This is a genomic window from Xanthomonas sp. D-36-1, assembly GCF_017746155.1.
GTDB lineage: Bacteria > Pseudomonadota > Gammaproteobacteria > Xanthomonadales > Xanthomonadaceae > Xanthomonas > Xanthomonas cissicola.
Window position 1 is genome coordinate 1 of the sequence record NZ_JAGHWR010000069.1, and the last position, 25,307, is coordinate 25,307.

The window sequence follows — 25,307 nt, forward strand, 5'->3', positions numbered from 1 at the left end:
TGTGAACCGGGAAATTCCCGCGGAAAGCGCCAGAAATGGCGAAATTCCGAAGTTCCAAAAGCCACTCTTCGGAACGACGCCACCTTCCGCCCTGTCAGGTCTCGTTGTTCAGACCTTCCTTAAAAGTGCTGGTGACAACAGGGCAGCGTTCGCATCTACGCGCCAGCTGGTTTCATGGAGCACGCAGTTTCGGAGAACGTCTATGCGGGCAATGCGATGACCCGCCGTGCCCAGTACATGTACGGCGCATTGCTACCCAAGAGCGCACAAGGCCAGGTGGGTGCTGGACTGGGCAAAACGACTTCGCGCGGGACCGTGGGGTTGATTGCACCAACCAACATCATTGGCTCCGGCACGCAGGCTGTGGAAAGCGTAATGATCGATGGCTTGCAATTCGACTTCCAGCTGACGCCGGGAACAGAGGCGCCGGCGGAGATGAATTTCTATGTGCCGAAGTATCGCGCTCTAGGCAATCGCAGAAAATGCAACTAGAACTCAGCATAACGTCCTCACCATACGAGGCGCGCAAGTTCGTGACCCCAAGGTGTGGTCCGAATATCTTGACCAGACCATCAGCCGCTACGCTGCACGTTCAGACGTGATGTTCGCCCAGCACCACTGGCCCACCTGGGGCAGTGCGGAGATCTCCACTTTCCTGTCCGACCAGCGGGACATGTACCGGTATATCCACGATCAGACCCTACGGCTGGCCAATCGTGGCCTGACGCCACTTGAAATTTCCGACACCCTGAAGGAGTTGCCCGAGCCATTGGGCAAGCGCTGGTACAGCCGCGGATATTACGGGACGCTTTCCCACAACGTCAGAGCCGTTTACCAGCGCTATCTGGGTTACTACGACGGTAACCCTGCCAACCTCAACCCGCTGCCTCCCGCGGACGTCGCGCGACGCTACGTTGATTTCATGGGGGGGGAAACAGCGGTGCTGGAGAAGGCCCGCCGCTCCTACGATGCAGGTGATTACCGCTGGGTTGCCGAAGTGGCCAAACATATTGTGTTCGCCAACCCGGATTCACGTGAAGGCCGAGCGCTTCTGGCCGACGCATTGGAACAGATGGGATACCAAAGTGAGGCGGGTACGTGGCGCAATGCCATGTTGATGGGAGCACTTGAGTTGCGCGACGGCGTGCCAAAGGGCGGCGCCACGACGGCCTCACCCGATGTGTTGCAGGCAATGACGGTTGGCATGCTGTTTGATTACCTTGCCATCCGCCTGGATGGACCTGCCGCGGCGAAGGCAGGAGATGCCACCGTCGCCTGGGTCATCCCAGAATCCCGGGAGAGCTATCTCGTCACGCTGCGCTCTGGTGCGCTCTCTTACCGCCCGCTCACCGATCAGGACCGGGCAGACGCGACGGTGGAGTTGCCACGAAGCGCGCTCAACCAACTTGTCATGGGCGTGACGCCGGCACGCGAGTTGTTCGGCGGGTCGACAGTAAAGCTGCGGGGTAAGCGGGCTGCCGTAGAGAAGCTGTTTGCGAACGTGGAATCTTTCGATGTCATGTTTAACATCGTCACTCCATGAGCAGGCTTACCCATCGTCCGGCCATGCTCGCCGTTGCGCTCATAGCTGCCGGGCTGCCCGGCCATGCCTGCGCCGATGGAGCGCGTGACTGGGAGAACGTTCCGGTGGATACCACGCTGTTGTTCGTCTACTACACTTACTCCCGCAACGAGATCGCATTCGATCCCTCACTTCCGGTCGATGGCGCGCAGATCGAGTCCCAACTTGGCCTCTTGCGTTACGCACGTACTTTCGCCATGGGCGATCGCATTGCAGGTGTGCAGCTCCTGGCCCCGTACGGCGAGGTGAGCGGCAAGATAGGCGGCACACCGCTGCGTACGTCCGCGTCCGGGATGGGCGATGTCACCGGTGTCTTCCTGGTCAACGTCTTCGGCGCACCTGCGCTCACTGCGCAGGAATTCCGGACATGGGAAGCGGGCGCCTACCTGACCGCGTCACTTGCGGTCACTGGCCCCACCGGCTCCTATGACCGGGATGCGATCCTCAACCTGGGGAAGAACCGCTGGTCCTACAAACCCCAGTTGGCATACGGAGTGCCATTGGCTGAGGGAACGCTTCTGGCCGTCAACGGCAACATTCAATTCTACGGTGATGCCGACAATCCGGGAGAGTCTGCGCTGGAGCAGAAACCGCTTTATGGTTTGGACATGCACCTGAGCACGAATGTAGGCAGCCGGATGTGGCTGTCGATAGACGCGAACTACGCGCATGGCGGAAGGTCGGGCTCCGGCGGCATTTGGAAGGACAACGGACAACGCACGCTAAAGATGGGCGTGAGTGGCAACTATGCGTTTTCGCCGAGGGTGGGTCTGAGCGTTTCAGCCAGTCGCACCGTTGTCAGACGAGATGTCACTCCGGCAGCGACCAATGTGTCGGTCAACTGCAGCGTTGTTTTTTGAAGCTGCGCTCGTCTCCTAGCCGGTGAAGGGTGTTGCAGATCCGCTTATAGGTTGGAAGACCAGGGCACGCTTACAGCAACACGTCAGGCAGCCGTTGAGGTGAAGAAGCCGCCCAAGCGGGCGGCTTCAGGTCACACAAGTGCGCTGCGCGCTCAGCCGCGATAGCGGCAGCCGGAGGTGCAGGTCTCGTGCACCACGATCTCGCTCAGCTGCGGCAGCGCCGGCTTGAGCTGCTGCCAGATCCAGATCGCCAGGCGCTCGCTGGTGGGGTTTTCCAGTCCCTCGATCTCGTTGAGGTAATGGTGGTCCAGGCGGTCGTAGATCGGCTGGAAAGCGGCCTTGATGTCGCCGAAATCCATGATCCAGCCGGTTTCGGCGCCGGGTTCGCCGCTGACATGCAGCTCGACGCGAAACGAATGGCCGTGCAGGCGCGCGCATTTATGCCCAGGGGGCACGTTGGGAAGCCGGTGCGCGGCTTCGAGGGTGAAGACTTTGAAGATATCCATGCGCGACATTGTAAGTGGGCCGGGCCGTATGGAGCCCACGCCACGCGCAACGCTGCAGTACTTTTCGCATTTTCAAGCGATGGCGACCGCTTGCACGCGATAGTTCAGGGCAGCACCGGGCCAGCTCCGATGCGCTGGCAAGCGTCTCCGTGTGTCAGCGTGTGTCACCGTAACGCATATCTGTATGCAGATATGTAATTTTTGTTAGTAAAGCGTACATGGCCCACTGCACGGCCCCCTGTTCATGGATGCCGTGCGTGAAGCGCCCTATGCCTTATCTGCTGTCTGTTGCCGTGTTTTCGGTGCTGATTCCGCTTGCACATGCCGACGAGGCAACACCCGCCACCGGCAAGACCCTGGCCACCGTCAGCGTCACCGGTTCCAACATCAAGCGCAGCGACAGCGAAGGCCCGAACCCGGTGCAGGTGATCGACCGCCAGCAACTGGAGCAGTCCGGCAAGGTCACCGTGGCCGACGCGCTGCGTTCCATCTCGGCCAACACCGGCAACGCCACCAACGAGACCACCAACAACGGCTGGGCGTCGGGCTCGGCGGGCATCGGCCTGCGCGGGCTGTCGCAGAAGAACACGCTGGTCCTGCTCAACGGTCGCCGTCTGGCCAATTACGGCTTTCCCGCCAATGGCCTGGGCGACACCTTCGTCAATCTCAACGCGCTGCCGCTGGTGGCAGTGGAGCGCATCGAAGTGCTCAAGGACGGCGCCTCGGCGGTGTACGGCTCAGACGCGGTGGCTGGCGTGGTCAACATCATCACCCGGCAGGATTTTCAGGGCGCCGAACTGGGCCTCAGCGGCGGTACCTCCGATCAGGGCGGCATGGACACGCAGCGCGCCAAATTCATCGGCGGGATCGGCGACCTGGACAGCGACGGCTACAACATCCTTTTCAGCTTCGACGCCTACAACCGCGACCGTCTCGATCAGGACCAGCGCGCACTGACCCGCTCGGGCATCTATAGCGATCTGCCGGGCGGGCGCTGGAACGGCTGGTCGGCCAAAGGCGCGCGTTACCTGGTCGGCGGCCGCTCGGTGCCGATGCTCGATGCGCAGGGCAACTGCCCCGCCGGTACGGTGCTGACCGCCAGCGCGCCGATCGACGGGCTGGCCGGCGACACCTGCGGCTTCAACCAGGCGCCGTTCACCACGCTGATTCCCTCCACCAAGCGCTATCAGGCCTACACCAACGCCACCTTCCGGCTCAGCGATTCTGTCGAAGCGTTCGGCGAAGCGCTCTACAGCGAGGTCAAGGGCGTGTCGATCTTCGGCTCCAGCCCGTACTTCACCTTGGAAGGCGGCCGCTTTGCGTTGAACGCCAGCACCGGCCTGGCCGAGCCGGTCTCCAACCTGCTGCCGGCTTCCAGCCCCTACAACCCGTACGGCACGGCGGTGCCGATCGAATACACCTTCTTCGACCTGGGCCAGACGGTCAAAACCAATCGCTCGCAGTCCTACCGCTTTCTCGGCGGCGTGCGCGGCACCACCGAACGCTGGGATTGGGAGGCGGCGGCGTTCGCCGCACGCAGCACCGAGCACGAAACCGTGTCCGGCGGTTTTGCCAACCGCTTCACCTTGGCACAGGCGTTGGCCGACGGCAGCTACAACCTGCTTGATCCAGCGGCCACACCGCAGGCGGTGATCGATGGCATCAACCTCGCCACCTTGCGGCCTGCGCAATCGACCTTGCGCGGTGTCGATGCCAAGGTGTCGGGCAATCTGTTCGAGCTGCCAGCCGGCAGCGTCGGATTCGCCGCCGGTGCCGAGTGGCGGCAGGAAGAACTGGTGTCGCGTAATCCGCTGCAGATCGATCAGGGCCTGCAGATCCGCCCGGCAATTGCTGCGGTGGACGGCGAGCGCAAGGTGTCGGCGCTGTATGCCGAAGTCAACGTACCGCTGCTGCCATCGCTGGAGCTGCAACTGGCCGGGCGTGGCGATCACTACAGCGATTTCGGCGATGCATTTTCGCCCAAGGCCAGCTTGCGCTGGCAACCGCTCGATGCAGTGCTGGTGCGCGCGGCGGCCTCGCGCGGTTTTCGTGCGCCGTCGCTGTCGGAGAATGCGGCCAGCACCAATATTTCCTACGGATCGGTGGTGGATCCCTACGATCCGGATGTGCCGGGCTCGCGCCAGAACCCGACCTTTTTCACTGTCGGCAACACCGCGCTCGACCCCGAGCGCACCCGCAGCTACAACCTGGGCGTGGTGTTGTCGCCATGGGCAGAGACCAGCCTGAGCGTGGACTGGTACAAGATCGAACTGGACAACCTGATCGGCACCGGCAACAACGCCACCATCGTGCAGAACAATCATCCGGCCGATGTCGTGCGCAACGAGCGCGGCACCCTGGTGGCGGTGTACAACCGCTATCAGAATCTCAGCGAGCTCAGCACCTCCGGCATCGATGTCGAATTGCGCCAGCGTTGGCGCACCGAGGCGGCCGGCAACTTCGGGCTCAACACGGCCTACACGCATGTCCGCGATTACCGTCGCCCCACCGTGGTCGGTGGCCCGCTGCAGGATTACGCCGGCAGCAATCTCGGCCCGTCGCTGCCCCGCAACAAGGCCACCACCACGTTGGACTGGAATCTGGGCAGCATCAGTGCCGCGTTGACCTGGTACTACACCGGCGGCTACGACCAGAAGGCCAGCGCGGCAGCGAGCGCCGTGCAGTCGCGCGTGGGCGACTACAACCAGTTCGACCTGTATCTGGGCTACACCGGCATCGACGCGCTCACGCTGTACGCCAAGATCGAGAATCTGGCCGACAAGCAGCCGCCGGTCGATGCATCCTTTCCGGGGATTCGCGCGCCTTACGACTTCACCCAATACGACTTGCGCGGGCGCTATTTCACGGTGGGGGTGGATTACCGGTTCTGATTCGCGCACGTAGCGCCGATGCGGGCGATGGCGCGTTGCCGGTAACGCCGCCATCGCGCCATCGCCCGCTGCACCGTCAGGTTCGCGACTTTGGCCATGCGATGGTGGCCTGCCTGCCATCGCTTTGAACGACTAACCGCGCTTGGCCCCAAACACGTTCTTCAAGGACTCACGATGACTTCTTCGCAGCATGCCTGGCTGATCGCCATGGCCCTGATCACACCTTCTCTTGCAGCACAACCGGCTGCACAACCTGCAACGCAAGCGGCCGCGCTGCCCGGTTACGACGCCGCGGCCGCCCAGGCGCAACGCGCGCTGGAGGCACGCTTCGACGACGGGCTGAAGGACGCCGATTATCGTGGCTGGTTGAAGCAATGGTCGTCGGCGCCCAATCAGGTGGGCGCGCCGCACAACCTGGAAAACGCCCGCTATCTGCAAACGCGCCTGCGCGACTACGGCTGGGATGCGCGGATCGAAACCTTCGAGGTGCTGTGGCCGTCGCCCAGGAGCTCGCAGCTGGAATTGCTTGGCCCCAAGCCCTATGTCGCACGCTTGAAAGAGCCGCCCCTGGCAGGCGACAACACCTCCACGCAGACCGAACACGTGCTGCCGCCGTACGTGATCTATGGCGGCAACGGCGATGTCACCGGCGACCTGGTGTACGTCAACTACGGCATTGCCGAAGACTACGAAGCGCTGGCGCGCAACGGCGTGGATGTGCGCGGCAAGATCGTCATTGCGCGCTACGGCAAGGGTTGGCGCGGGCTCAAGCCGCGGCTGGCGCAGGAGCATGGCGCGATCGGAGCGATCATCTATTCCGATCCGCGCGATGACGGCTATTTTCAGGATCAGGCCTATCCCTATGGACCGGCGCGCAATCAGTGGAGCGTGCAACGCGGCTCGGTTGCCAACTTCGCCATCTACCCAGGCGATCCGCTGACGCCGGGCGTGGGCGCAAGCAAGGGCGCCAAGCGCCTGAAGATCGAACAGGCCGGCAGCGTGTTGAAGATCCCGACCCTGCCGATCAGCTGGGGCGACGCACAGCCGCTGCTGGCCGCGTTGGGCGGCCCGGTAGCACCGGAAGACTGGCGCGGCGCATTGCCGATCACCTACCGCATCGGCGGCGATGCAACCGCACGCGTGCATCTGAAGGTGGATGCCGACTGGGGCAGCCAGACCATCTACAACGTCATCGCCACCTTGCGCGGCAGCGAATATCCAGACCAATGGGTCGTGCGCGGCAATCACCGCGACGGCTGGGTGTTCGGTGCGGCCGACCCGCTATCGGGCACCACCGCGCTGCTGGCCGAAGCCAAGGCGATTGGCGAGCTGGCCAAACAGGGTCAGCGTCCCAAGCGCACGCTGGTGTACGCCAGCTGGGATGGCGAAGAAGCCGGCCTGCTCGGCTCCACCGAATGGGCCGAGCAACACGCCGACGAGCTGCGACGCAAAGCGGTGCTGTATGTCAACACCGACGGCAATGGACGCGGCTTTCTCAACGCCGGCGGCAGTCACGCGTTGCAACGCCTGGTCAATAGCGTGGCGGCCGACGTGCAGGACCCGGACAGCGGCGTAAGCGTGCTCGAACGTCAGCGCGCGCGTGCGCGCATCGACGCACTGGCACCCGCCGCCAAGCCGGCGCAGAAGGACATCGCAAAAACCGCTGCGGCCGGCGGCGACATTCCGCTCAAGGCGCTCGGTTCGGGCAGCGACTACAGCCCTTTTCTGCAGCATCTGGGACTGGCCACGCTGGATCTGGGCTACGGCGGGCAGGGCGGAGGCAGTGGTGTCTATCACTCGCTGTACGACTCCTACGATTATTTCGCACGCTTCATCGATCCGCAGTTCGCCTATCTGCCGTTGTTGTCGCAAACCGTGGGTCGTACGGTCCTGCGCGTCGCCAACGCACCGGTGTTGCCGCAGCGTTTCGGCGACTTCGCCGATGCGGTGGCCGGTTATGCGCAGGAGCTCAAACAACAGGCAGACAGCGACCGCACTGCGGCGCGCACGCAGGCCGAGTTGCTGCAGGCCGGCGCCTACGCGGCGGTGGATAACCCGAACCGGCCGCAGCGTGCGCCCGAGCCGAAAGCGGCGGTGCCGCAGATCGATTTCGCTGCACTGGATCAGGCGATCACGCGCCTGCAGGGCAGTGCCAAGCGTTACGACACCGCACTGGCCGCACGCGGCGGCAAACTGGATGCGCACGTACGCAGCAAGCTCAACGCCTCGCTGCAGCGCATCGATCAAACCCTGCTGGCCGAGGCTGGTCTGCCGGGCCGGCCGTGGTACCGCAATCTGATCTACGCCCCCGGTCTGGCCACCGGCTACGAGGTCAAGACCTTGCCCGGTATCCGCGAAGCGCTGGAAGACCGCCGATGGGAGGACCTGAGCCGGTACATCGTGCAGACCGCCGCAGTGCTGGACCGCTACCGCGAGGCGATCGATCGCAATACTGCGCTGATCGAAGGCTAACCTGGCGCAGCACGGCACGACTGGCAGCGATGACGCCACGGCCGCCAGGCGTGGAGGATGCGTGTTGTACGCGACCGGGTTCGCCACAGCGCAGTTGCTGCGGTGTGCCCACGAAAAAGCCGCCCCGAAGGGCGGCTTTTCAGTTCAATGCCAACCTGGCGCCGGATGTGCCGGCGCGCAGGATTCAGCGCGTACCGCTCGGACGCTGACCACCACGACCACCATCGCGCCGGCCTGCACCCGCGCCAGTGTTGGCCTGACGCGGCCCGTTGCTGCGCTGGCCACCGGGCTTCTTCGGGCCGGCATGCGCGTGCGCCTGACGCGGTGCATCGCCGTGCGGACGACGGGCGTGGCTCTTGCGCGGCGCGCGATCGCCACCCGGCTGCTCGGCACGACCCGGCGCGCTGTTGCCCCAGCGGATCGGGGTCTGCGGCTCGTAGCCCGGCACGTCGCGGATTTCCACATCGCGGCCCAGCATGCGCACGATCTGGCGCAGCAGCTTGGCTTCGTCCTGCGCCACCAGCGAAATCGCCTCGCCGGTTGAGCCGTTACGGCCGGTGCGGCCGATGCGGTGCACGTAGTCCTCGGCCACCATCGGCAGATCGTAGTTGATGACCTTCGGCAGCTGATCGATATCGATACCGCGCGCGGCGATATCGGTGGCCACCAGCACGGTCACGCGGCCGGCCTTGAAGTCGCTCAGCGCACGCATGCGCTGACCCTGGCTCTTGTTGCCGTGGATCGCCGCGGTCTTGATGCCGGACTTCTCCAGGAACAGCGCCAGCTTGTCGCTGCCGTGCTTGGTACGGGCGAAGACCAGGGTCTGCTCGCGGCTGTCCTGCGCCAGCAGGTGCAGCAGCAGGTCGCGCTTGCGCGCGCCGTCGACCGGGTGCACGCGGTGGGTGATGCTCTCGGCCACGGTATTGCTCGGGGTGACCTGGATCTGCATCGGGTTGCGCATGAACTCCAGCGCCAGCTGCTTGATGTTCTCTTCGAAGGTCGCCGAGAACAGCAGCGTTTGACGATCCTGGCGCGGCAACTTGGTCAGGATGCGCTTGATGGAGGGCAAGAAGCCCATGTCGAGCATGCGGTCGGCTTCGTCCAGGATCAGCACTTCGATGCCGGACAGGTCCACGCTGCGACGTTCGATATGGTCGATCAGGCGGCCCGGGCAGGCGATCAGCAGGTCCACGCCACGACGCAGCGCATCGAGCTGGTTGCCCATGCCCACGCCGCCATAGATCACCGCGCTGGGAATGCGCAGGTACTTGCTGTAGCCGCGCAGGCTGTCGTGCACCTGGGTGGCCAGTTCGCGGGTGGGGGTCAGGATCAGCGCGCGCGGCTTGCGCGGGCCGTTGACGGTCTGCGGCGCGGTGCCCAGGTGTTGCAGCAGCGGCAGGCCGAAGGCAGCGGTCTTGCCGGTGCCGGTCTGCGCGCCGGCCAGCAGGTCGTGACCGGCCAGGACCAACGGGATCGCCTGCTGCTGGATCGGGGTGGGGGTTTCGTAGCCCTGCTCGGCCAACGCGCGCAGCAGGAAGGGCGCAAGGCCCAGGGATTCAAAAGACATCAGGAAGCTCCAAGTAAAGCGTCGCCGCCAAGCCAAGCCCGGAGCGCAAACGCATTGCAGATGCAAGAAAGTGAGGCTCGGAGCGTTCCCGTGAACCGCGCTGCGAGATGGTGGATCAACCCGATCAAGAAACGATGGGTTTGTCGGCACCACGAAAGGCGTCGGGTGGAGCGGGCGAGCGGATCGATCGATCCTGGCCTCGCCGGCTGTCCCTAAGGGAAACGGACGGCCGCATGCAGACCCGGCAAGTGTACTCGCGTTTGGCGCGCTGCACAAAACCGCGGTTTCGCGGTTGTGGTCACGGTCAGTTGTTTCAGTTGCAACCACTGTTGCGGCAGGCCGTACAATCGTCCGATCAGCCACAGCACAGGATGGTCATGAAGCTAGGTTCCCTGAAGGAAGGTGGTCGCGACGGCTGCCTGGTCGTGGTCGCGCGCGACCTGCGCACCGCCGTGCGCGCCACCGGCATCGCGCCCACCCTGCAGCGCGCGCTGGAGGACTGGAGCAATGTGGCGCCGCGCCTGAATGCCTTGTCGGCCTCGCTCAACGACGGCAGCGCCGATGGTGTGTTCGATCTGGATGTGCAGGCCTTGGCCGCCCCGTTGCCGCGCGCCTACGAGTTCGTCGACGGCAGCGCCTACCTGCCCCATGTGGAGCGGGTGCGCCGCGCGCGCAATGCCGAAGTGCCGGAAAGCTTCTACACCGACCCGCTGATGTACCAGGCCACCAGCGCCGGCTTCTACGGCCCGCGCGATGCCATCAAGGTGATCAGCGAGGACTACGGCATCGACCTGGAAGCGGAGATTGTGGTCGTCACCGACGATGTGCCGATGGGCGCTTCGCCCGAGCAGGCAGCTGCGCACATCCAGTTGGTCGGGCTGGTCAACGATGTCTCGCTGCGCAACCTGATTCCGGCCGAGCTCGCCAAGGGCTTTGGGTTCGTGCAATCCAAGCCGCGTTCGGCGCTGTCGCCGGTGTTCGTCACACCCGACGAGCTGGACGATGCCTGGCGCGACAGCAAGCTGCATCTGCCGCTGGTGACGCACGTCAACGGTGCCTGGTTCGGCGCTCCCGAAGCCGGCAACGACATGCAGTTCGACTTCGCCCAGTTGATCGCCCACGCCGCCAAGACCCGTCCGCTGTCGGCCGGCACGATTGTGGGCTCGGGCACCATCGCCAATCAGGACACCACCCTGGGCGCCTCGTGTTTTGCCGAACAACGTGTGGTGGAGACCCTGCGCGATGGCAAGCCGAGCTCGCCGTTCATGGCCTTCGGCGACGTGGTGCGGATCGAGATGTTCGATGCCGGCGGCGCCAGCATCTTCGGCGCGATCGAGCAGCGCGTCGAGCGGCAGCCGCTGCCATGACCTGGGGCGTAGCGACGGCGGGCGGTCGCATATGAGCGCGGCCCTGGAACTGTTTTCGTACTGGCGCTCGAGCGCGGCCTATCGCGTGCGCATCGGTCTGGGGCTGAAGGCGCTGGACTACATCGCTCACCCGGTGCATCTGGTGCGTGACGGGGGCGAGCAGCACGCGCCTGCCTATGCGCAACTCAATCCGCAGGAACTGGTGCCGACGTTGCGGCATGGCGCTGTGGTGATCGCGCAGTCGCTGGCGATTCTGGAGTATCTGGAAGAGGCATTTGCGGACACCACGGCGTTGCTGCCGCGCGCGCCTGAAGAACGCGCCCGGGTGCGCGCACTGGCGCAGCTCATCGCCTGCGATGTGCACCCGCTCAACAACCTGCGCGTCCTGCAGGCGCTGGAGCGCGAGTTCGCGCTGGAGGGCGCACAACGCCAGCAGTGGACACGGCTCTGGATGGCGCGTGGCTTTACGGCACTGGAAACGCAGCTGGCGCGTGATGCGCAGACCGGGCGCTTCTGCCACGGCGATGTACCGGGCCTGGCCGATTGCGTGCTGATTCCGCAGCTCTACAACGCGCACCGTTTCGAGGTGGATCTGGTGCCATATCCGACCCTGCGGCGCATCGAGCAGGCCTGCCTGCAGTTGCCGGCCTTCGATGCGGCGCGCCCGGAGATGCAGGCCGACGCGGTGGCCTGAGGGAAGGCTGTCACAGCCCTCATCCGCCCTTCGGGCACCTTCTCCCGTCACACGGGAGAAGGGCAGGCGGGCACCCATCCGGTTCGGGCTGTCGGCACCACGCCAGGCCGACGTCGGAACGTATGTTCGAAGGCTTCGAAACCGACACCCAAAAGCACTACGCGGCCGCCCATCTTTCCCTTCTCCCGCACACGGGAGGCCGCCCACCTTTCCCTTCTCCCGCAGGAGGGAGGCCGCCGATCTTCTCTTCTCCCGCAATCGGGAGGCCGCCGATCTTTCCCTTCTCCCGCAAGCGGGAGGCCGCCCATCTTTCCCTTCTCCCGCAGGCGGGAGGCCGCCCATCTTTCCCTTCTCCCGCAGGCGGGAGAAGGTGGCGCGCAGCGCCGGATGAGGGCGCTGGTCGCATCGGCATCGCGAACGAGGGGCGCGTCGCAGAGTCGCCCTGAAAGGGCCAGCAGCCCCGGCGCCGCGAGATCGCCGCTCGTTGCCGCCGAACCGATTAAATGAACCCGTGACTGATCTTCGGTGCCGCGGCCGCTTCGTAGTCCGCGTATGGGTCGTGCTCGCCGGAGCCGCCTTCGGAAAGGCGGAACTTCAGGGCCAGGCCGTCGCGCGAGTCGGCAGCGCGCAGCGCTTCTTCCTGCTCGATTTCGCCCGACTTCACCATCCGGAACAGGCATTGGTCGAAGGTCTGCATGCCTTCTTCCAGCGACTCTTCCATCGCCTGCTTGACCTCGTGCACCTGACCGCGGCGTAGCAGGTCGCGGATCATCGGCGTGTTGAGCAGCACTTCGGTGGCCGGTCGACGACGGCCGTCCACGCCCTTGACCAAACGCTGGGAGATGACCGCGCGCAGGTTCAGCGCCAGGTTCATCAACACGTTCTTGTGCGCGCTCTCCGGGAAGAAATTGAGGATGCGCTCGATGGTCTGGTCGGCATTGTTGGAGTGCAGCGTGGCCAGGCACAGGTGGCCGGTTTCGGCAAAGGCGATCGCCGCCTCCATGGTTTCGGCGTCCAGGATCTCGCCGATCAGAATCACGTCCGGCGCCTCGCGCATGGCGTTCTTCAGCGCGCTCTGGAAGGCGTGGGTGTCCAGGCCCACCTCGCGCTGGTTCACGATCGACATCTTGTGCTTGTGCAGATATTCGATCGGGTCCTCGATGGTGAGGATGTGCCCGGTGGTGGTGCTGTTGCGGTGGTCGATCATCGACGCCAGCGAGGTCGACTTGCCCGAGCCGGTCGAACCCACCACCAGCACCAGCCCGCGCGGGGTCATGATGACGTCCTTGAGCACCTGCGGCAGATTGAGCTCTTCGATGCTGGGAATCCGGCTGCGAATGGCGCGAATCACCATGCCCACCTCGCCGCGCTGCTTGAACACGTTCACGCGGAAGCGGCCAGCGTCCGGCAGCGCAATGGCCATGTTGAGCTCGAGCTCGCGCTCGAACTGCGGCACCTGGCCTTCGTCCATCAACGAGTAAGCGATTTTCTTGACCATCCCCGGCGGCAACCCCGTATTGCCGAGCGGGTAAAGCTTGCCTTCGATCTTGATGTACACCGGCGCGCCGGTGGTCAAGAACATGTCCGAGGCATTCTTTTCGGTCATCAGCTTCAGGAAGTAGCCGATATCCATGCGCAATGGTTCCCCAACAAACAGCAGCGTCTCGTTGCAAGTCCGCCGCAGGCTTCCGACAATGGCCGTGCTCGAGACTTCTCGCTACGGCTCCCCTAATGACGGCTAGCTTCGCATACTTGCGGCGATCCCTGTATGGCATCGCCTGTTTCATGGTTCTTTCCTCTCCGGCTGCCGCCCAGGTGGCACCGGAGCTCACCGCCGCCGAACAGGCCGTGCAACGCGCCACCCAGGCCGATGCCGACCAATACGCCCCGGATCTGGTCAACCTGGCGCGCCAGGAATTGATGCAGGCCCAGCAGGCGCAACTGGACAAACGCCAGCGCAAGCAGGTGCCCCAGATCGCCTTGCGCGCAGCCGCCGACGCCGACCTGGCCAAGGCCCGCAGCGAAGAAGCGGTGGTCACCGCGCAACTGGAACAGCGCAGGAAGGAAGTGGCGCAGTTGCAGAACACCCTCAATACCGGGGAGGGCGGCCGATGACACTGCGCCCCTTGCTGTATTTCGGTGTGTTGAGCCTGGTCACGTTGCCGCCGCTGGCGATGGCGGCCAAGGACGACCCGCAGGCCGACGCGCTCAACCGGCGCCTGGCCGCGCTACAGAACGACCCGCAGACCAATGATCTGGCGCGCTTTGAGCGGCTGCAGGCACAGCAAAGCGTGGCTGCGCTGGCCGAAGCCAAGCGGCGCGACCGCGACGAGCTGGTGTTTCTGGCCGACCGCCGGGTCGAAATCGCCGAACTCACCGCCCGTACCGCGCTGGCGCGGCGCGAGCTGGACCGCCTGGAAGGCACGCGCAACGACTTGCTGATCGAAGCCAGCCGCCGCGACGCGGCACGGGCGCGCCAGGAAGCCGAACGCTTGCGCGTACAGGCGCAGATCCAGACCGAGGCTGCCGAGCAGGCACGCCAGGCCGCCGAACAGGAAGCGCTCGCCCGCCAGGACGCCGAGCTGGCGTTGACCAGCGTGGCCGGCAAGCAGACCGCCAAGCTCAACGCGGCCCAGCAGAAGGCGGTGCAGCTGGCGCATGAGGAGGCCGAGCTGGTGGCCGGGGCCAAGCTGCCGGCGGCCAAGTTCGACAGCCGCGGCGAAGTGTTTTCCCTGGGCAGTGGCGCCTTCGGTGGCAAGGCGGCGTTGTCCGGGGATGCCGCCGGGCAGGCCAAGGCATTGGCCGAATATCTGAACATCGGCAAGAAGGGTCGGGTCAGCATCGTCGGCTTCGACACCGATGCAGCCATTGCCAGGAAGCGTGCCGAAGCGGTGCGCGATGCCTTGGTGGCAGGCGGAGTGTCGGCTTCGCGGTTGCAGGTCAGCGGCACCAAGGGCGCGGCCAGTAAGGCCCGCGCGGCCGAGGTCGTTGTCGCGCCCTGATGTCGATTGTTGCAAGTGATTGGAAGTTAAGGTCTTTTAACCCGGGCATGACGCCTGGTTGAACCGCGGTCACTGATTGAGGCAGGGAACGGCAAATGCGGCCGTTTCGGTCTTGAACCCCCTCCGCGACCGGCGTAGGGTCGTACCTCCGGGTAGCAACTTCGCCGCCCGGGAAGTACGGAGGGCCGGGTCAGTGATGCAGAGGCACGCAACGAGACAAGAGGGTGGAGTGGTTGTCGGTGGTTCCGCCCGTGTGTCGGCCTTTGCAACGCGTTGGTCTTCCATCCCCAAGCTGCGCCCCGTGCCTTCGCTGGCCGGGGCGTTCTTGTTTTAAGTGAAGGAGGTAACGCCATGTTCGAAGGGCAACCGCAGACCGAAATCGACGCATTGATGAAGTCCGATCCCCAGTTCAAGCAGCTCTACCAACGCCACAAGCTATTGAACAAGAAATGCATGGATGCCGAACTCGGAGTGCTCCCGATCGACGACGTGACCTTGGGCCAGATGAAGCGCGAGAAGTTGCAGGCCAAAGAAAAGCTCACCCGCATGTACGACCAGCTCACCCACTGATCCTTCCCCACCGTTAGAACAAGTTCACCGTCGCGGGCGGTGGCGGCCTCCTCGTCGGCTTGCCACCGTCCGCGTCTTTATGTGTAGCGCTAGGTCTCCTGGCGAAGAGCGCATCGGTGGCCGGTTGAGCCTGTTTGTTCATCGGCCTGCGCAATCGGTTCAATGCTGAATGAGCATTCCCCGGCGGTTCGTCGGATAATGACCGGTCTAGCCCGCGTGGCGCAGCGACGATACTCCGATGGCGATTCATTCCTCCGTACTCGAACTGATTGGCAACACGCCGATCGTCAAGGCCCAGCGCCTGGACACCGGCGTCTGCGAGCTGTTCCTCAAGCTGGAGGCGAATAATCCGGGCGGATCGATCAAGGACCGCATCGGTCTGTCGATGATCGAGGCGGCCGAGCGGCGCGGCGATCTCAAGCCCGGCGCTACCCTGGTGGAGGGCACTGCCGGCAACACCGGTCTGGGCTTGGCCCTGGTGGCGCAGCAGAAGGGCTACCAGTTGATCCTGGTGGTGCCGGACAAGATGAGTCGCGAGAAGATCTTCAATCTCAAGGCCATGGGCGCCAACGTGGTGCTGACCCGCTCGGATGTGGCCAAGGGCCATCCCGAGTACTACCAGGACTTGGCTGCCAGGATCGCAGCCGAGACCCCTGGCGCCTACTTCATCAACCAGTTCGGCAACCCGGACAACCCGGCCGCGCACGAATTCGGCACCGGCCCGGAAATCCTGGCGCAGATGGACGGCCGGCTGGACGCCATCGTGTTCGGCTGCGGCAGCTCCGGCACCATGACCGGCCTGTCGCGCGCCTTCGCCAGTGCCTCGCCGCACACCGAACTGGTATTGGCCGACCCGGTCGGTTCGATCCTGACCCAGTACATCGAAGAAGGCACGGTCAGCGAGAAGTCCGGCAGCTGGTTGGTCGAAGGCATCGGCGAGGATTTCCTCCCGGATATCTCCGACTTTTCGCGGGTCAAGAAGGCCTATTCCATCAGCGACGCGGAAAGCTTCCATACCGCGCGCGAGCTGCTGGCCAAGGAGGGCATCCTCGGCGGCTCGTCCACCGGCACCCTGCTGGCCGCTGCGCTGAAGTATTGCCGCGAACAAACCACGCCCAAGCGCGTGCTGGTGTTCGTCTGCGATACCGGCAACAAGTATCTGTCCAAGATGTACAACGACTACTGGATGCTCGACAACGGCTTCCTGGAGCGCCCGCAACACGGCGATCTGCGCGACCTGATCCTGCGCCCGTACAACAAGCGCGACACCGTGGTGGTGGGCCCGAAGGATCTGCTGACCACCGCCTACCAGCGCATGAAGTTGTACGACGTGTCGCAGTTGCCGGTGATCGACGACGGCGAACTGGTGGGCATCGTGGACGAAAGCGACGTGCTGCTGCATGTCTATGGCGACGAAGCCCGCTTCCGCGACCCGATTTCCACGGCCATGGTCAGCAAGCTGGATCGTCTGGACGTGGCTTCGCCGATCGAAGCGCTGCTGCCGGTGTTCGACCGTGGCCAGGTCGCCATTGTCATGGACGGCACGCAATTCCTTGGCCTCATCACCCGCATCGACCTGCTCAACTATCTGCGCCGCCGCGTGCAGTGACCCCGCTCCGCCGCGCGCTCGGATGAGACGCGCGGCACGGGCCATTCAGACCTGCTTGTTACAATCGCCCACTTTTTCGGGAACCTCCATGTCCAATCGCACCACTCATAGCCATGACGGCGAGCGCGCGCTGTCGCTCGCAACGCTGGCGATCCATGGAGGGCAGTCGCCAGATCCGAGCACCGGCGCGGTGATGCCGCCGATCTATGCGACGTCCACCTATGCGCAGTCCGGCCCCGGCGAGCACCAGGGTTTCGAATACTCCCGCACGCATAACCCCACGCGTTTTGCCTACGAGCGTTGTGTTGCTGCGTTGGAAGGCGGTACGCGCGCATTTGCGTTCGCCTCCGGCATGGCTGCCACCTCGACGGTGATGGAGTTGCTGGATGCCGACAGCCACGTGGTGGCGATGGACGACCTGTACGGCGGCACCTTTCGCTTGTTCGAGCGCGTGCGTCGCCGCACTGCCGGTCTGGATTTCAGCTTCGTCGACCTGACCGACCCGGCTGCGTTCGAGGCGGCGATTCGCCCCGATACCAAGATGGTGTGGATCGAGACCCCGACCAACCCGATGCTCAAGCTGGTCGATATCGCTGCCATTGCCGAGATCGCGCGCAAGCGTGGCCTGCTGATCGTGGTCGACAACACCTTTGCCTCCCCGATGCTGCAGCGCCCGCTCAGCCTGGGTGTGGACATCGTCGTGCACTCGGCCACCAAGTATCTCAACGGCCACTCGGACATGGTGGGCGGTATCGCGGTCGTTGGCGACAACGCCGAGCTCGCCGAGCAGATGGCGTTCCTGCAGAACTCCATCGGCGGGGTCCAGGGCCCGTTCGACAGCTTTCTCGCCTTGCGCGGCCTCAAAACCCTCCCGCTGCGCATGCGTGCGCACTGCGAAAACGCTCTGGTGCTTGCGCAATGGCTGGAAACCCACCCTGCGATCGAAAAGGTCATTTATCCTGGCCTTGCCTCGCACCCGCAACATGCGCTCGCGAAAAGCCAGATGTCCGGCTTCGGCGGCATCGTCTCCATCGTCCTCAAGGGCGGCTTCGACGCAGCCAAGCGTTTCTGCGAGAAGACCGAATTGTTCACCCTGGCCGAATCGCTCGGCGGCGTGGAAAGCCTGGTCAACCATCCCGCCGTCATGACCCACGCCTCCATTCCCGTGGCCCGCCGCGAGCAGCTCGGCATCAGCGATGCGCTGGTGCGGTTGAGCGTGGGAATTGAGGATGTGGGGGATTTGTGGGCGGATTTGGAGCGGGCGCTTGCATCCGGATACTGACGGCGTAAGCCGACCCGGTCGTATTCGCGCTTGGGTTACCGCCTGTATGCGCTACGTTCTACTGCGCCCGTACTTGAAGAAGCTGGTCATGCGTGGTCTTTCGTTAACGCCGGGTTTGCTTCTGGCAATCAAGCGCTTTGGCGTACGCATCGGACTGGCGCAGTCGATGGGGCCTGGTCATATAACCATCAATGGGCGCCGTCGTGGTTCCTGGCAATCCGACATGCTGTCGGCGCGAGGTGCCCGTATCCATGAACAGTTGTGCAAGGCCATCGTCAAACGTGGAGGTTGAATCTTGCGCATCGTGATCGATCTTCAGGGGGCGCAGACGGCAAGCCGGCATCGCGGTATCGGCCGCTACTCCTTGGCACTGGCCGACGCTATGCTGCGCCAGTCCAGAGGCCACGAGTTCTGGATCGTTACCAATGCGGATATGCAGGCGCCGGAACTTGGCCAACTGGCAGCGTTGCTGCCGCCAGAGCGCATGATCTGCTTTCATTCGGTGCAACCGGCCTGTTGGCAGGATCCGGCAAATCGCTGGCGTCGCATTGCATCCGAGCAGACCCGTGAGTCCTTCATCAGGGCGCTGCAGCCCGATGTCGTGCACGTGTCTAGCCTGGTGGAAGGCGCGCAAGATTATGCGGTCACCTCGATTGGGGCTCGCCAATCGTCTCCGTTCACGGCAGCGACGTTGTATGACCTGATACCTCTTCACGACCCTGCGTACCTACAGGCAGTTTGGGCCCGTATGTGGTACACGGACAAGATGGCGTCGCTGCAGCGCGCCGACCTGCTGCTCACCATCTCCGACTATGTCAAGCAGGATGTGGAGGAGCGCCTGCCGGTATCGCCAGAACGCGTCGTCAATATTTCATCGGCCGCGGCCGACATCTTCAGGCCGATCGCTGTCAATGACGAGCTCCGTCATCGCTTACGGGTTGATTATGGCATCCACGGCGACTATCTGATGTGCAGCGGGGCAATGGATCCGCGCAAGAATCTTGAGCGACTGCTTGCCGCCTATGCGATTCTTCCAGAGTCGACCCGTGCGCGATATCAGTTGGTCATCACGGGTCATGTCACCGCTCTAGAAAACGATCGGATGATGCTGGTCGCTCGTCGTCTTGCGATTGCGTCCGATCGCCTTGTCCGGGTTGGACAGGTGAGCGACAGTGCTCTGGTCGAATTGTACTGCGCCGCTACGCTGTTCGTTTTTCCCTCGTTGCAGGAGGGGTTCGGCTTGCCGGTTCTTGAAGCCATGTCTTGCGGCACAGCTGTGATCGGTTCTGGAATGAGTAGCATCCCGGAAGTGATCGGTCGCGATGACGCTCTGTTTGATCCTACAAATACCACGGAGATGGCGGCAGCCATCCAGCATGTCATCGAAACGCCGGATTTCTTACGTGATCTGCGCGAATATGGTTTGTTACGTGCGAGGGCATTTTCCTGGGCGTCCAGCGCTTCGCGTGCGTTGGATGCGTTCGAACTACGAGCTGATCACGCGCATATGCGATTTGGCTGGAGTGCCGGACTGGATCAAGCGGATGCAGAGCGCGAGCGTGTCATCGAGGCGCTTGTTGACGCGCGCGCTGAGTCCGGGCCTGTCAGTGATGAGGACTTGGTCAAGGCTGCGGCAGCGATGGCTGCAAATGAAGATGTTCTTCGTGCCGTACTGCGTCATAGCGAGCCGTTACCCAGCAAACCGTCATGGCGAATCGAGGGGCCTTTCGATAGCAGCTACAGCCTGGCGCTGGTTAATCGGGAAGTGGCACGTGCATTGGATGCCCAAGGCTTGCAGGTGGCGCTGCATTCAACGGACGGTGCAGGTGATAGCGTCCCGGACGCACGCATCTTTTCCGCCGACCCTGCGATTGCACGTCTGCATGTTGCGGCAGCGTCGCTTCCTGCACGCAAGGTTGACGTCAGTAGCCGCTTGCTCTATCCACCTCGCGTGGCCGATATGGATTCTCGGTTCAACCTCCTGCATGCGTACGCGTGGGAGGAGTCGGAACTTCCGACTCCTTGGGTAGAAGACTTCAATGAGTTTTTGCAGGGCGTCTCGGCACTATCCTCCCATGTAAGGAAGGTTCTCATCGATAGCGGTGTGGGGCTGCCGACATCGGTATGCGGCGCCGGAGTAGATCATTGGGACCGCATTGCAGATGGGGAGGATTTCCCGATACAGGCGCGCAGCTTTCGTTTTCTGCACGTGTCATCGGGCTTGCCGCGCAAGGGCGTCGATGTGTTGCTCCAGGCTTATGGAGATGCATTCACCGATGAAGATGATGTGTCGCTGGTCATCAAAACTTTTGCCAATCCGCAGCAAGACGTCCACCGGTTACTGCAGGATTTGAAGTCAGCGCATCCTCGTTTTCCCGATGTGGTGATCATTGAGCGCGATCTCAGTGGCTCACAATTGAAGAGCGTGTACTCGCAATGCCAGGTCATGGTCGCCCCGAGCCGGGCGGAGGGATTCGGCTTGCCAATGGCCGAAGCCATGATCGCTGGCTTGGCGGTGATCACCACCGCCTGGGGGGGGCAGTCCGACTTCTGTACGCCGGAAACTGCATGGCTGATCGACTACGAATTTGCTTATGCCAGAACGCTTTTCGACATGCCGCTCTCTGTATGGGCTGAGCCGTCGCGAGCTCATCTTTCGGCTCTTCTGTGCGAACTGGCGCAAATGCCGGCGGATATACGCATGCGCCGCGTCGACTCAGGGCGAAGGCTATTGCGTCGCAACTTCAACTGGCATGACGTTGCCTTCAGATTAATTAAGTTTTCCAGAGATGTGCATGAAAGGCCACTCGATTCTTGCCACCCTTCCGTCGCATGGATAGGCTCCCTGCAGTCCGAGTGCCAGGGCGTTTCCGATATTGAGGCCTGGATTAGCCAGGGCTCGTATCGAGTCATGGCACTGACCGCAGAAGGCGGCGACGATCTTGTTCCGGTGTCCGCTGACATACGCTGCTGCTGGAAGCCGAATTCGACAGCTGCGGCAGACGAATTGATAGCCGAGTTGGACGGGCTGGACGCCACAGCGGTAGTCGTCCATTATCATCAAAGTCTTCTCCCGCCCGGGCAGCTTGAGAAACTTCTTGCCTATCTGCATGGTAGCCGTTCTACCACGCTACTGATTCTGGAAAACCCATCCCTTATTGGGGAGTGGCCGCAGCATTTACTGGCGCAGTTGAGGATGTGTAGGCGTGTGATCGTGGCTGATGTGTGCGGAATGAATATGCTTAAGCGGCACGGGGTGGTCGATTGCGCAGTCATTCTCCCTAGAGATGCGGCTGAGGAAAAGAAGGCTGCGACTGGGGTTCGCTTCTGGAACATGTTGAGTGCCATTGTATGGCAAGAGTTTATCGATAGGCGTGATGTCTCCGCAGAGGAAACGGCGGCAGTCGCGCAGGAGCAGTGCTGTGCATTAGTGCAGCATCCAGTTAATCAGGGCTCTGCACCTAGTGCGGGTTTTCCTGTCGTAGAAAGGTCATCCACATGAAGGACATGCTGCGCGCTCTTTGGGCGTACAGATATTTCATCTTCTCATCGATAAAGAATGAGTTAAGGATTCGCTTTGTGCAAAGCAGGCTCGGTGGTCTATGGATGATCATCCATCCGCTGATGCAGGTTTTGATATTTGCCTTGATCCTTTCTGAGGTTCTTTCAGCGAAGCTTCCTGGCATAGACAATAAGTACGCCTACGCGCTTTATTTGATGGCTGGAACATTGGGTTGGAACCTGTTTGCGGAAACGATTGGGAAATGTGTCAGCCTGTTTATTGATAGTGGCAACCTGATGAAAAAGATGGCGTTCCCACGAATATGCCTGCCTTTCATCGCAGCAGGCACTACGTTGATGACCAATCTGCTCCTGCTGGTTGCGATTTTCGTTGTCTTCGCAGCGCTCGGGCACTTTCCAGATCATCACCTGATCTGGCTGCCTGCACTGATCCTGACCACGCTACTTCTTTCCCTGGGGGTCGGCCTCATCCTGGGTGTATTGAATGTCTTCATGCGCGATATCGGCCAGGTAGTGCCCGTTGTGCTGCAGGCGCTGTTCTGGCTGACTCCTATCGTATACAACATTAATATCCTCCCGGACGCAGTACAGCGTTGGTTCAAGTACAACCCGCTTTATCCGCTCGTGACGAGTTACCAAAATGTGCTCGTATACGGTAAGCCCCCATTGTGGGGTGATATCTTTGAACTGGTTTTGGTATCCCTTGTTCTTCTGGTGGTCGCACTCGTGATGTTTCGGCGTGCCGGCCCTGAAATGGTGGACTCGCTATGAGTGGTATGCTTTCGGTGAGTAATCTTGGAAAAGCCTATCGCAAATGGGGGAGCGAGTGGGCGCGGGTTGCCTCATGGTTCGGTATCCGCGTAAAGCCGGCCGAAGAACATTGGGTCATACGCGACATAAGTTTTTCTATAGGCCCCGGCGAGACTGTGGGTATAGTTGGCCAAAACGGCGCGGGTAAAAGCACGCTTCTCAAACTCATTACAGGGACGGCCCATCCTACCGAGGGGCAGGTTTCACGCGCTGGTCGAATTGCAGCGATTCTTGAGCTTGGAATGGGTTTCAATGCCGAGTTGTCTGGGCGTGAGAACGTGTTTCATTCTGCCGGCTTGATGGGCTATAGCCAGGAGCAGATAGAAGCGGTCATGCCTGAGATAGAGGCATTTGCCGAGATTGGCGAGTATTTCGACCAACAGGTGAGGACTTATTCAAGCGGCATGCAAATGCGTGTCTCGTTCGCCGTTGCAACCGCATTTCGACCCGATGTTTTGATCGTCGACGAAGCACTTTCGGTAGGTGATTCATATTTTCAACATAAATCCTTCAAGCGTATCCGCGAGTTTCGCGAAATGGGTACGACTTTGCTGATCGTGTCCCACGATGCTTCCGCCATACAGGCGATCTGTGACCGTGCCATTCTTTTGGACGGCGGGAAAATTGTTCGAGACGGCGCGCCGGACGATGTCATGGATTATTACAACGCGCTTATCGCAGAGCGCGAAAATGCTTCCCTTATCATTCGAAAGCACGAATCAGGAAGGGACCAAATCGTTTCGGGAACCGGGGAGGCGATTGTCGATCAAATAGGTTTATACGATCATGATGGCAATCCCGTCGAGATGATTGATGTCGGGCAGTGCGTGGAGCTAAGGATAAAAGTGCGCGCAGTGGCTGACATCGCACGGCTTGTCCTTGGCTATATGATCAAGGATCGTTTGGGTCAGCCAGTTTTCGGCACTAACACTCATTACACGAAGCAGCATCTGGACACCGTAAGCGCCGGTATGCTCGTAAATTTCAAAATCAAATTCGATGCCAACCTAGGTGCGGGAAGTTATTCGGTCTCTACCGCGCTAGTTAGCACGGAAACGCATTTGGTCAATAACTACGAGTGGAGAGAGCTTGCTCTAACCTTCACCGTTGCCAATATAAGCAAGCCCGATTTCGTCGGGACTGCATGGGTGCCACCACACATCGAGATCGTTAGTTGATGTCTACGTTTGTCAGTTACGCTCAAAATTTCGAAGATGTCATGCTGTGGCGTGCGCTTCAGAATGTTCAGGATGGATTTTACGTAGATGTGGGCGCTCAGCATCCATTGCGTGACTCCGTTACCCGTGCCTTCTACGAGCGTGGGTGGCGTGGTGTCAATATCGATCCGGTAGCATCATGGCATGGACTTCTTTGTGTTGACCGTCCTCTGGACACAAATCTGCGTGCGGCCATCGGTAGCGATACCGGTGTAGCGCTGTTCTACGAGGTCGCGGACACCGGTCTTTCCACGATGGACGCCCAGTTGGCTGCCGAACATTCGGCGAATGGCTTGAAAGTGCTGGTCGAAAGCGTGCCGGTGCGCACGCTGGATTCGGTCCTGGCCGAGTACGCGAAGGGGCCGGTTCATTTCCTGAAGGTAGATGTCGAGGGCGCTGAAGTTCAAGTGCTTCAGGGATTGACACTGGCTGTGCACCGCCCCTGGATCATTCTGGTCGAAGCGACGCTCCCGAATAGTCAGGTAGATGTTTCCGCGCAATGGGAGCATTTCCTGACCGATGCCGGCTACGAATGTGCTTACTTCGACGGGTTGAATCGCTATTATATAGCGCAGGAACATTTGGATCTGCGCAAGCACTTCGCTACGCCTCCCAACTTCTTTGATAAGTTCGTTCGCCACGTTGATTGGGAACGTGCAGAGATGGCACGGAGGTTGCAGGAAGAAGTTGCATTGCTTAAAGAGCAGCAGCAGGCCCTCGTCACTTTAGAAGAAAAGATTGAAGCGTCCGAAGAGAAGATCCAAGTCTTACAGCTAGCTAACGGTAGGCTCATCGAGGAGCAGAAGCTGCTGGTCAATCAGCTGCAGCAGTTGCAAAACGAGCGTCATCAGCTGTCGGATCAATTGTCGGATCAAGGCCGTTTGCTGGCGCTCATACTGTCATCACGCAGTTGGAAGATTACAGCTCCATTGCGGAAGCTAACAGTAACCCTGGGTGTTGCCCGGAAGCTGGATCTTTCGTCTGGCGCCGCTGTTGAGACAGTGTCGGCTCTTGGAGTTCCAGCGGAAGATCGTTTGCTGGAGCTAGCAAGTGCTTACTCTCCCGAAAGGATGTCGATTGGCGTTAGCGAGCCAGCGGTAACCAGTGCCGCAACAAGCTTGCGCGTCGACGTTGTGGTTGATGAGCTAAGGAGGATGATCCTTCCACCGCGGGAAATGCCCGCTCCCTTACGCAGACTGCCTGGCGTTTCTCTTATTAGCAAGCCTGTCTTGAGAATCTATGAGCGTTTGTTTAGAAAGCAGGCTTTAATCAATGCGCGTATCATCGAAGTGCTTGAGCTTTTGAAGAACGCCAGAAACTAAATCGACTGTTTCTAACAGTTCATTGGAAGGTCTC

The 25,307-nt window shown here is 61.8% G+C and carries 20 protein-coding genes; 17 read left to right on the top strand and 3 right to left on the bottom strand.

Annotated features, from left to right (window positions below):
- The first annotated feature begins 174 nt into the window (after window positions 1-174).
- From J7367_RS17395 to J7367_RS17405, 3 genes are read left to right on the top strand one after another with little or no spacing between them, the layout of a single operon-like run.
- On the top strand, window positions 175-492 hold the full coding sequence (locus J7367_RS17395) for an MBL fold metallo-hydrolase (protein ID WP_057662836.1): 318 nt from the start codon (window positions 175-177) through the stop codon (window positions 490-492).
- 52 nt (window positions 493-544) lie between these two features.
- Window positions 545-1,543 carry an alkyl sulfatase dimerization domain-containing protein gene (locus J7367_RS17400; protein WP_139792825.1) on the top strand — a complete coding sequence of 333 codons (999 nt, stop codon included), beginning with the start codon at window positions 545-547 and terminating at the stop codon, window positions 1,541-1,543.
- Window positions 1,540-2,442 (top strand): transporter, encoded by a 903-nt coding sequence (locus J7367_RS17405; protein ID WP_057662844.1) that lies wholly within the window; start codon window positions 1,540-1,542, stop codon window positions 2,440-2,442. Before J7367_RS17400 ends, J7367_RS17405 begins: the two co-directional genes overlap by 4 nt.
- 152 nt (window positions 2,443-2,594) lie before the next feature.
- On the opposite strand, the gene queD is transcribed toward J7367_RS17405, so the two are convergent.
- Window positions 2,595-2,948 (bottom strand): 6-carboxytetrahydropterin synthase QueD, encoded by a 354-nt coding sequence (gene queD / locus J7367_RS17410; protein ID WP_003484074.1) that lies wholly within the window; start codon window positions 2,946-2,948, stop codon window positions 2,595-2,597.
- Window positions 2,949-3,217: 269 nt separating this feature from the next.
- Here queD and J7367_RS17415 point away from each other — a divergent pair, with 269 nt between their 5' ends.
- Together J7367_RS17415 and J7367_RS17420 are read left to right on the top strand one after the other, a co-directional pair.
- Window positions 3,218-5,839 (top strand): TonB-dependent receptor, encoded by a 2,622-nt coding sequence (locus J7367_RS17415; RefSeq protein WP_057662847.1) that lies wholly within the window; start codon window positions 3,218-3,220, stop codon window positions 5,837-5,839.
- Window positions 5,840-6,013: 174 nt separating this feature from the next.
- Window positions 6,014-8,311, top strand: a complete 2,298-nt coding sequence (locus J7367_RS17420; RefSeq protein WP_057662850.1) for a transferrin receptor-like dimerization domain-containing protein — start codon at window positions 6,014-6,016, stop codon at window positions 8,309-8,311.
- Window positions 8,312-8,495: 184 nt separating this feature from the next.
- Here J7367_RS17420 and J7367_RS17425 read toward each other — a convergent pair whose 3' ends face one another.
- Window positions 8,496-9,878 (bottom strand): DEAD/DEAH box helicase, encoded by a 1,383-nt coding sequence (locus J7367_RS17425; protein WP_003484084.1) that lies wholly within the window; start codon window positions 9,876-9,878, stop codon window positions 8,496-8,498.
- Window positions 9,879-10,186: 308 nt separating this feature from the next.
- On the opposite strand from J7367_RS17425, the gene J7367_RS17430 reads away from it, so the two are divergent.
- Together J7367_RS17430 and maiA are read left to right on the top strand one after the other, a co-directional pair.
- Complete coding sequence (locus J7367_RS17430; RefSeq protein ID WP_174232353.1) at window positions 10,187-11,245, top strand: fumarylacetoacetate hydrolase family protein; 1,059 nt, start codon at window positions 10,187-10,189, stop codon at window positions 11,243-11,245.
- A 31-nt stretch (window positions 11,246-11,276) separates the two neighbouring features.
- Window positions 11,277-11,939: a maleylacetoacetate isomerase gene (gene maiA, locus J7367_RS17435; RefSeq protein ID WP_022559990.1), complete on the top strand. Its 663-nt coding sequence runs from the start codon at window positions 11,277-11,279 to the stop codon at window positions 11,937-11,939.
- A 499-nt stretch (window positions 11,940-12,438) separates the two neighbouring features.
- On the opposite strand, the gene J7367_RS17440 is transcribed toward maiA, so the two are convergent.
- Window positions 12,439-13,572 (bottom strand): PilT/PilU family type 4a pilus ATPase, encoded by a 1,134-nt coding sequence (locus tag J7367_RS17440; protein ID WP_003484093.1) that lies wholly within the window; start codon window positions 13,570-13,572, stop codon window positions 12,439-12,441.
- A 98-nt stretch (window positions 13,573-13,670) separates the two neighbouring features.
- On the opposite strand from J7367_RS17440, the gene J7367_RS17445 reads away from it, so the two are divergent.
- The 10 genes from J7367_RS17445 (at window position 13,671) to J7367_RS17490 (ending at window position 25,273) form a co-directional block, all read left to right on the top strand.
- Window positions 13,671-14,054, top strand: a complete 384-nt coding sequence (locus tag J7367_RS17445) for a DUF4398 domain-containing protein (protein ID WP_005914753.1) — start codon at window positions 13,671-13,673, stop codon at window positions 14,052-14,054.
- Window positions 14,051-14,941 (top strand): hypothetical protein, encoded by an 891-nt coding sequence (locus J7367_RS17450; RefSeq protein WP_057662854.1) that lies wholly within the window; start codon window positions 14,051-14,053, stop codon window positions 14,939-14,941. The genes J7367_RS17445 and J7367_RS17450 overlap by 4 nt, the downstream gene beginning before the upstream one ends.
- Before the next feature lie 351 nt (window positions 14,942-15,292).
- Complete coding sequence (locus tag J7367_RS17455) at window positions 15,293-15,511, top strand: YdcH family protein (RefSeq protein WP_003484103.1); 219 nt, start codon at window positions 15,293-15,295, stop codon at window positions 15,509-15,511.
- Between the two features lie 238 nt (window positions 15,512-15,749).
- A complete protein-coding gene (locus J7367_RS17460) occupies window positions 15,750-17,120 on the top strand; it encodes a pyridoxal-phosphate dependent enzyme (RefSeq protein ID WP_022559988.1) in 1,371 nt (456 codons plus the stop codon).
- 88 nt (window positions 17,121-17,208) lie between these two features.
- A complete protein-coding gene (locus tag J7367_RS17465) occupies window positions 17,209-18,402 on the top strand; it encodes a cystathionine gamma-synthase (RefSeq protein WP_057662855.1) in 1,194 nt (397 codons plus the stop codon).
- A 73-nt stretch (window positions 18,403-18,475) separates the two neighbouring features.
- On the top strand, window positions 18,476-18,694 hold the full coding sequence (locus tag J7367_RS17470) for a hypothetical protein (protein ID WP_244667837.1): 219 nt from the start codon (window positions 18,476-18,478) through the stop codon (window positions 18,692-18,694).
- A 12-nt stretch (window positions 18,695-18,706) separates the two neighbouring features.
- The gene (locus tag J7367_RS17475; protein WP_254894411.1) at window positions 18,707-21,904 is read left to right on the top strand and encodes a glycosyltransferase; all 3,198 of its coding nucleotides are present in this window, start codon (window positions 18,707-18,709) and stop codon (window positions 21,902-21,904) included.
- Entirely contained in the window at window positions 21,901-22,695 is a 795-nt protein-coding gene (locus J7367_RS17480; protein WP_081027935.1) for an ABC transporter permease, read from the top strand. Before J7367_RS17475 ends, J7367_RS17480 begins: the two co-directional genes overlap by 4 nt.
- Window positions 22,692-23,912 carry an ABC transporter ATP-binding protein gene (locus J7367_RS17485; RefSeq protein ID WP_057662859.1) on the top strand — a complete coding sequence of 407 codons (1,221 nt, stop codon included), beginning with the start codon at window positions 22,692-22,694 and terminating at the stop codon, window positions 23,910-23,912. The genes J7367_RS17480 and J7367_RS17485 overlap by 4 nt, the downstream gene beginning before the upstream one ends.
- The gene (locus J7367_RS17490) at window positions 23,912-25,273 is read left to right on the top strand and encodes an FkbM family methyltransferase (RefSeq protein ID WP_057662862.1); all 1,362 of its coding nucleotides are present in this window, start codon (window positions 23,912-23,914) and stop codon (window positions 25,271-25,273) included. The genes J7367_RS17485 and J7367_RS17490 overlap by 1 nt, the downstream gene beginning before the upstream one ends.
- Window positions 25,274-25,307: the final 34 nt, after the last annotated feature.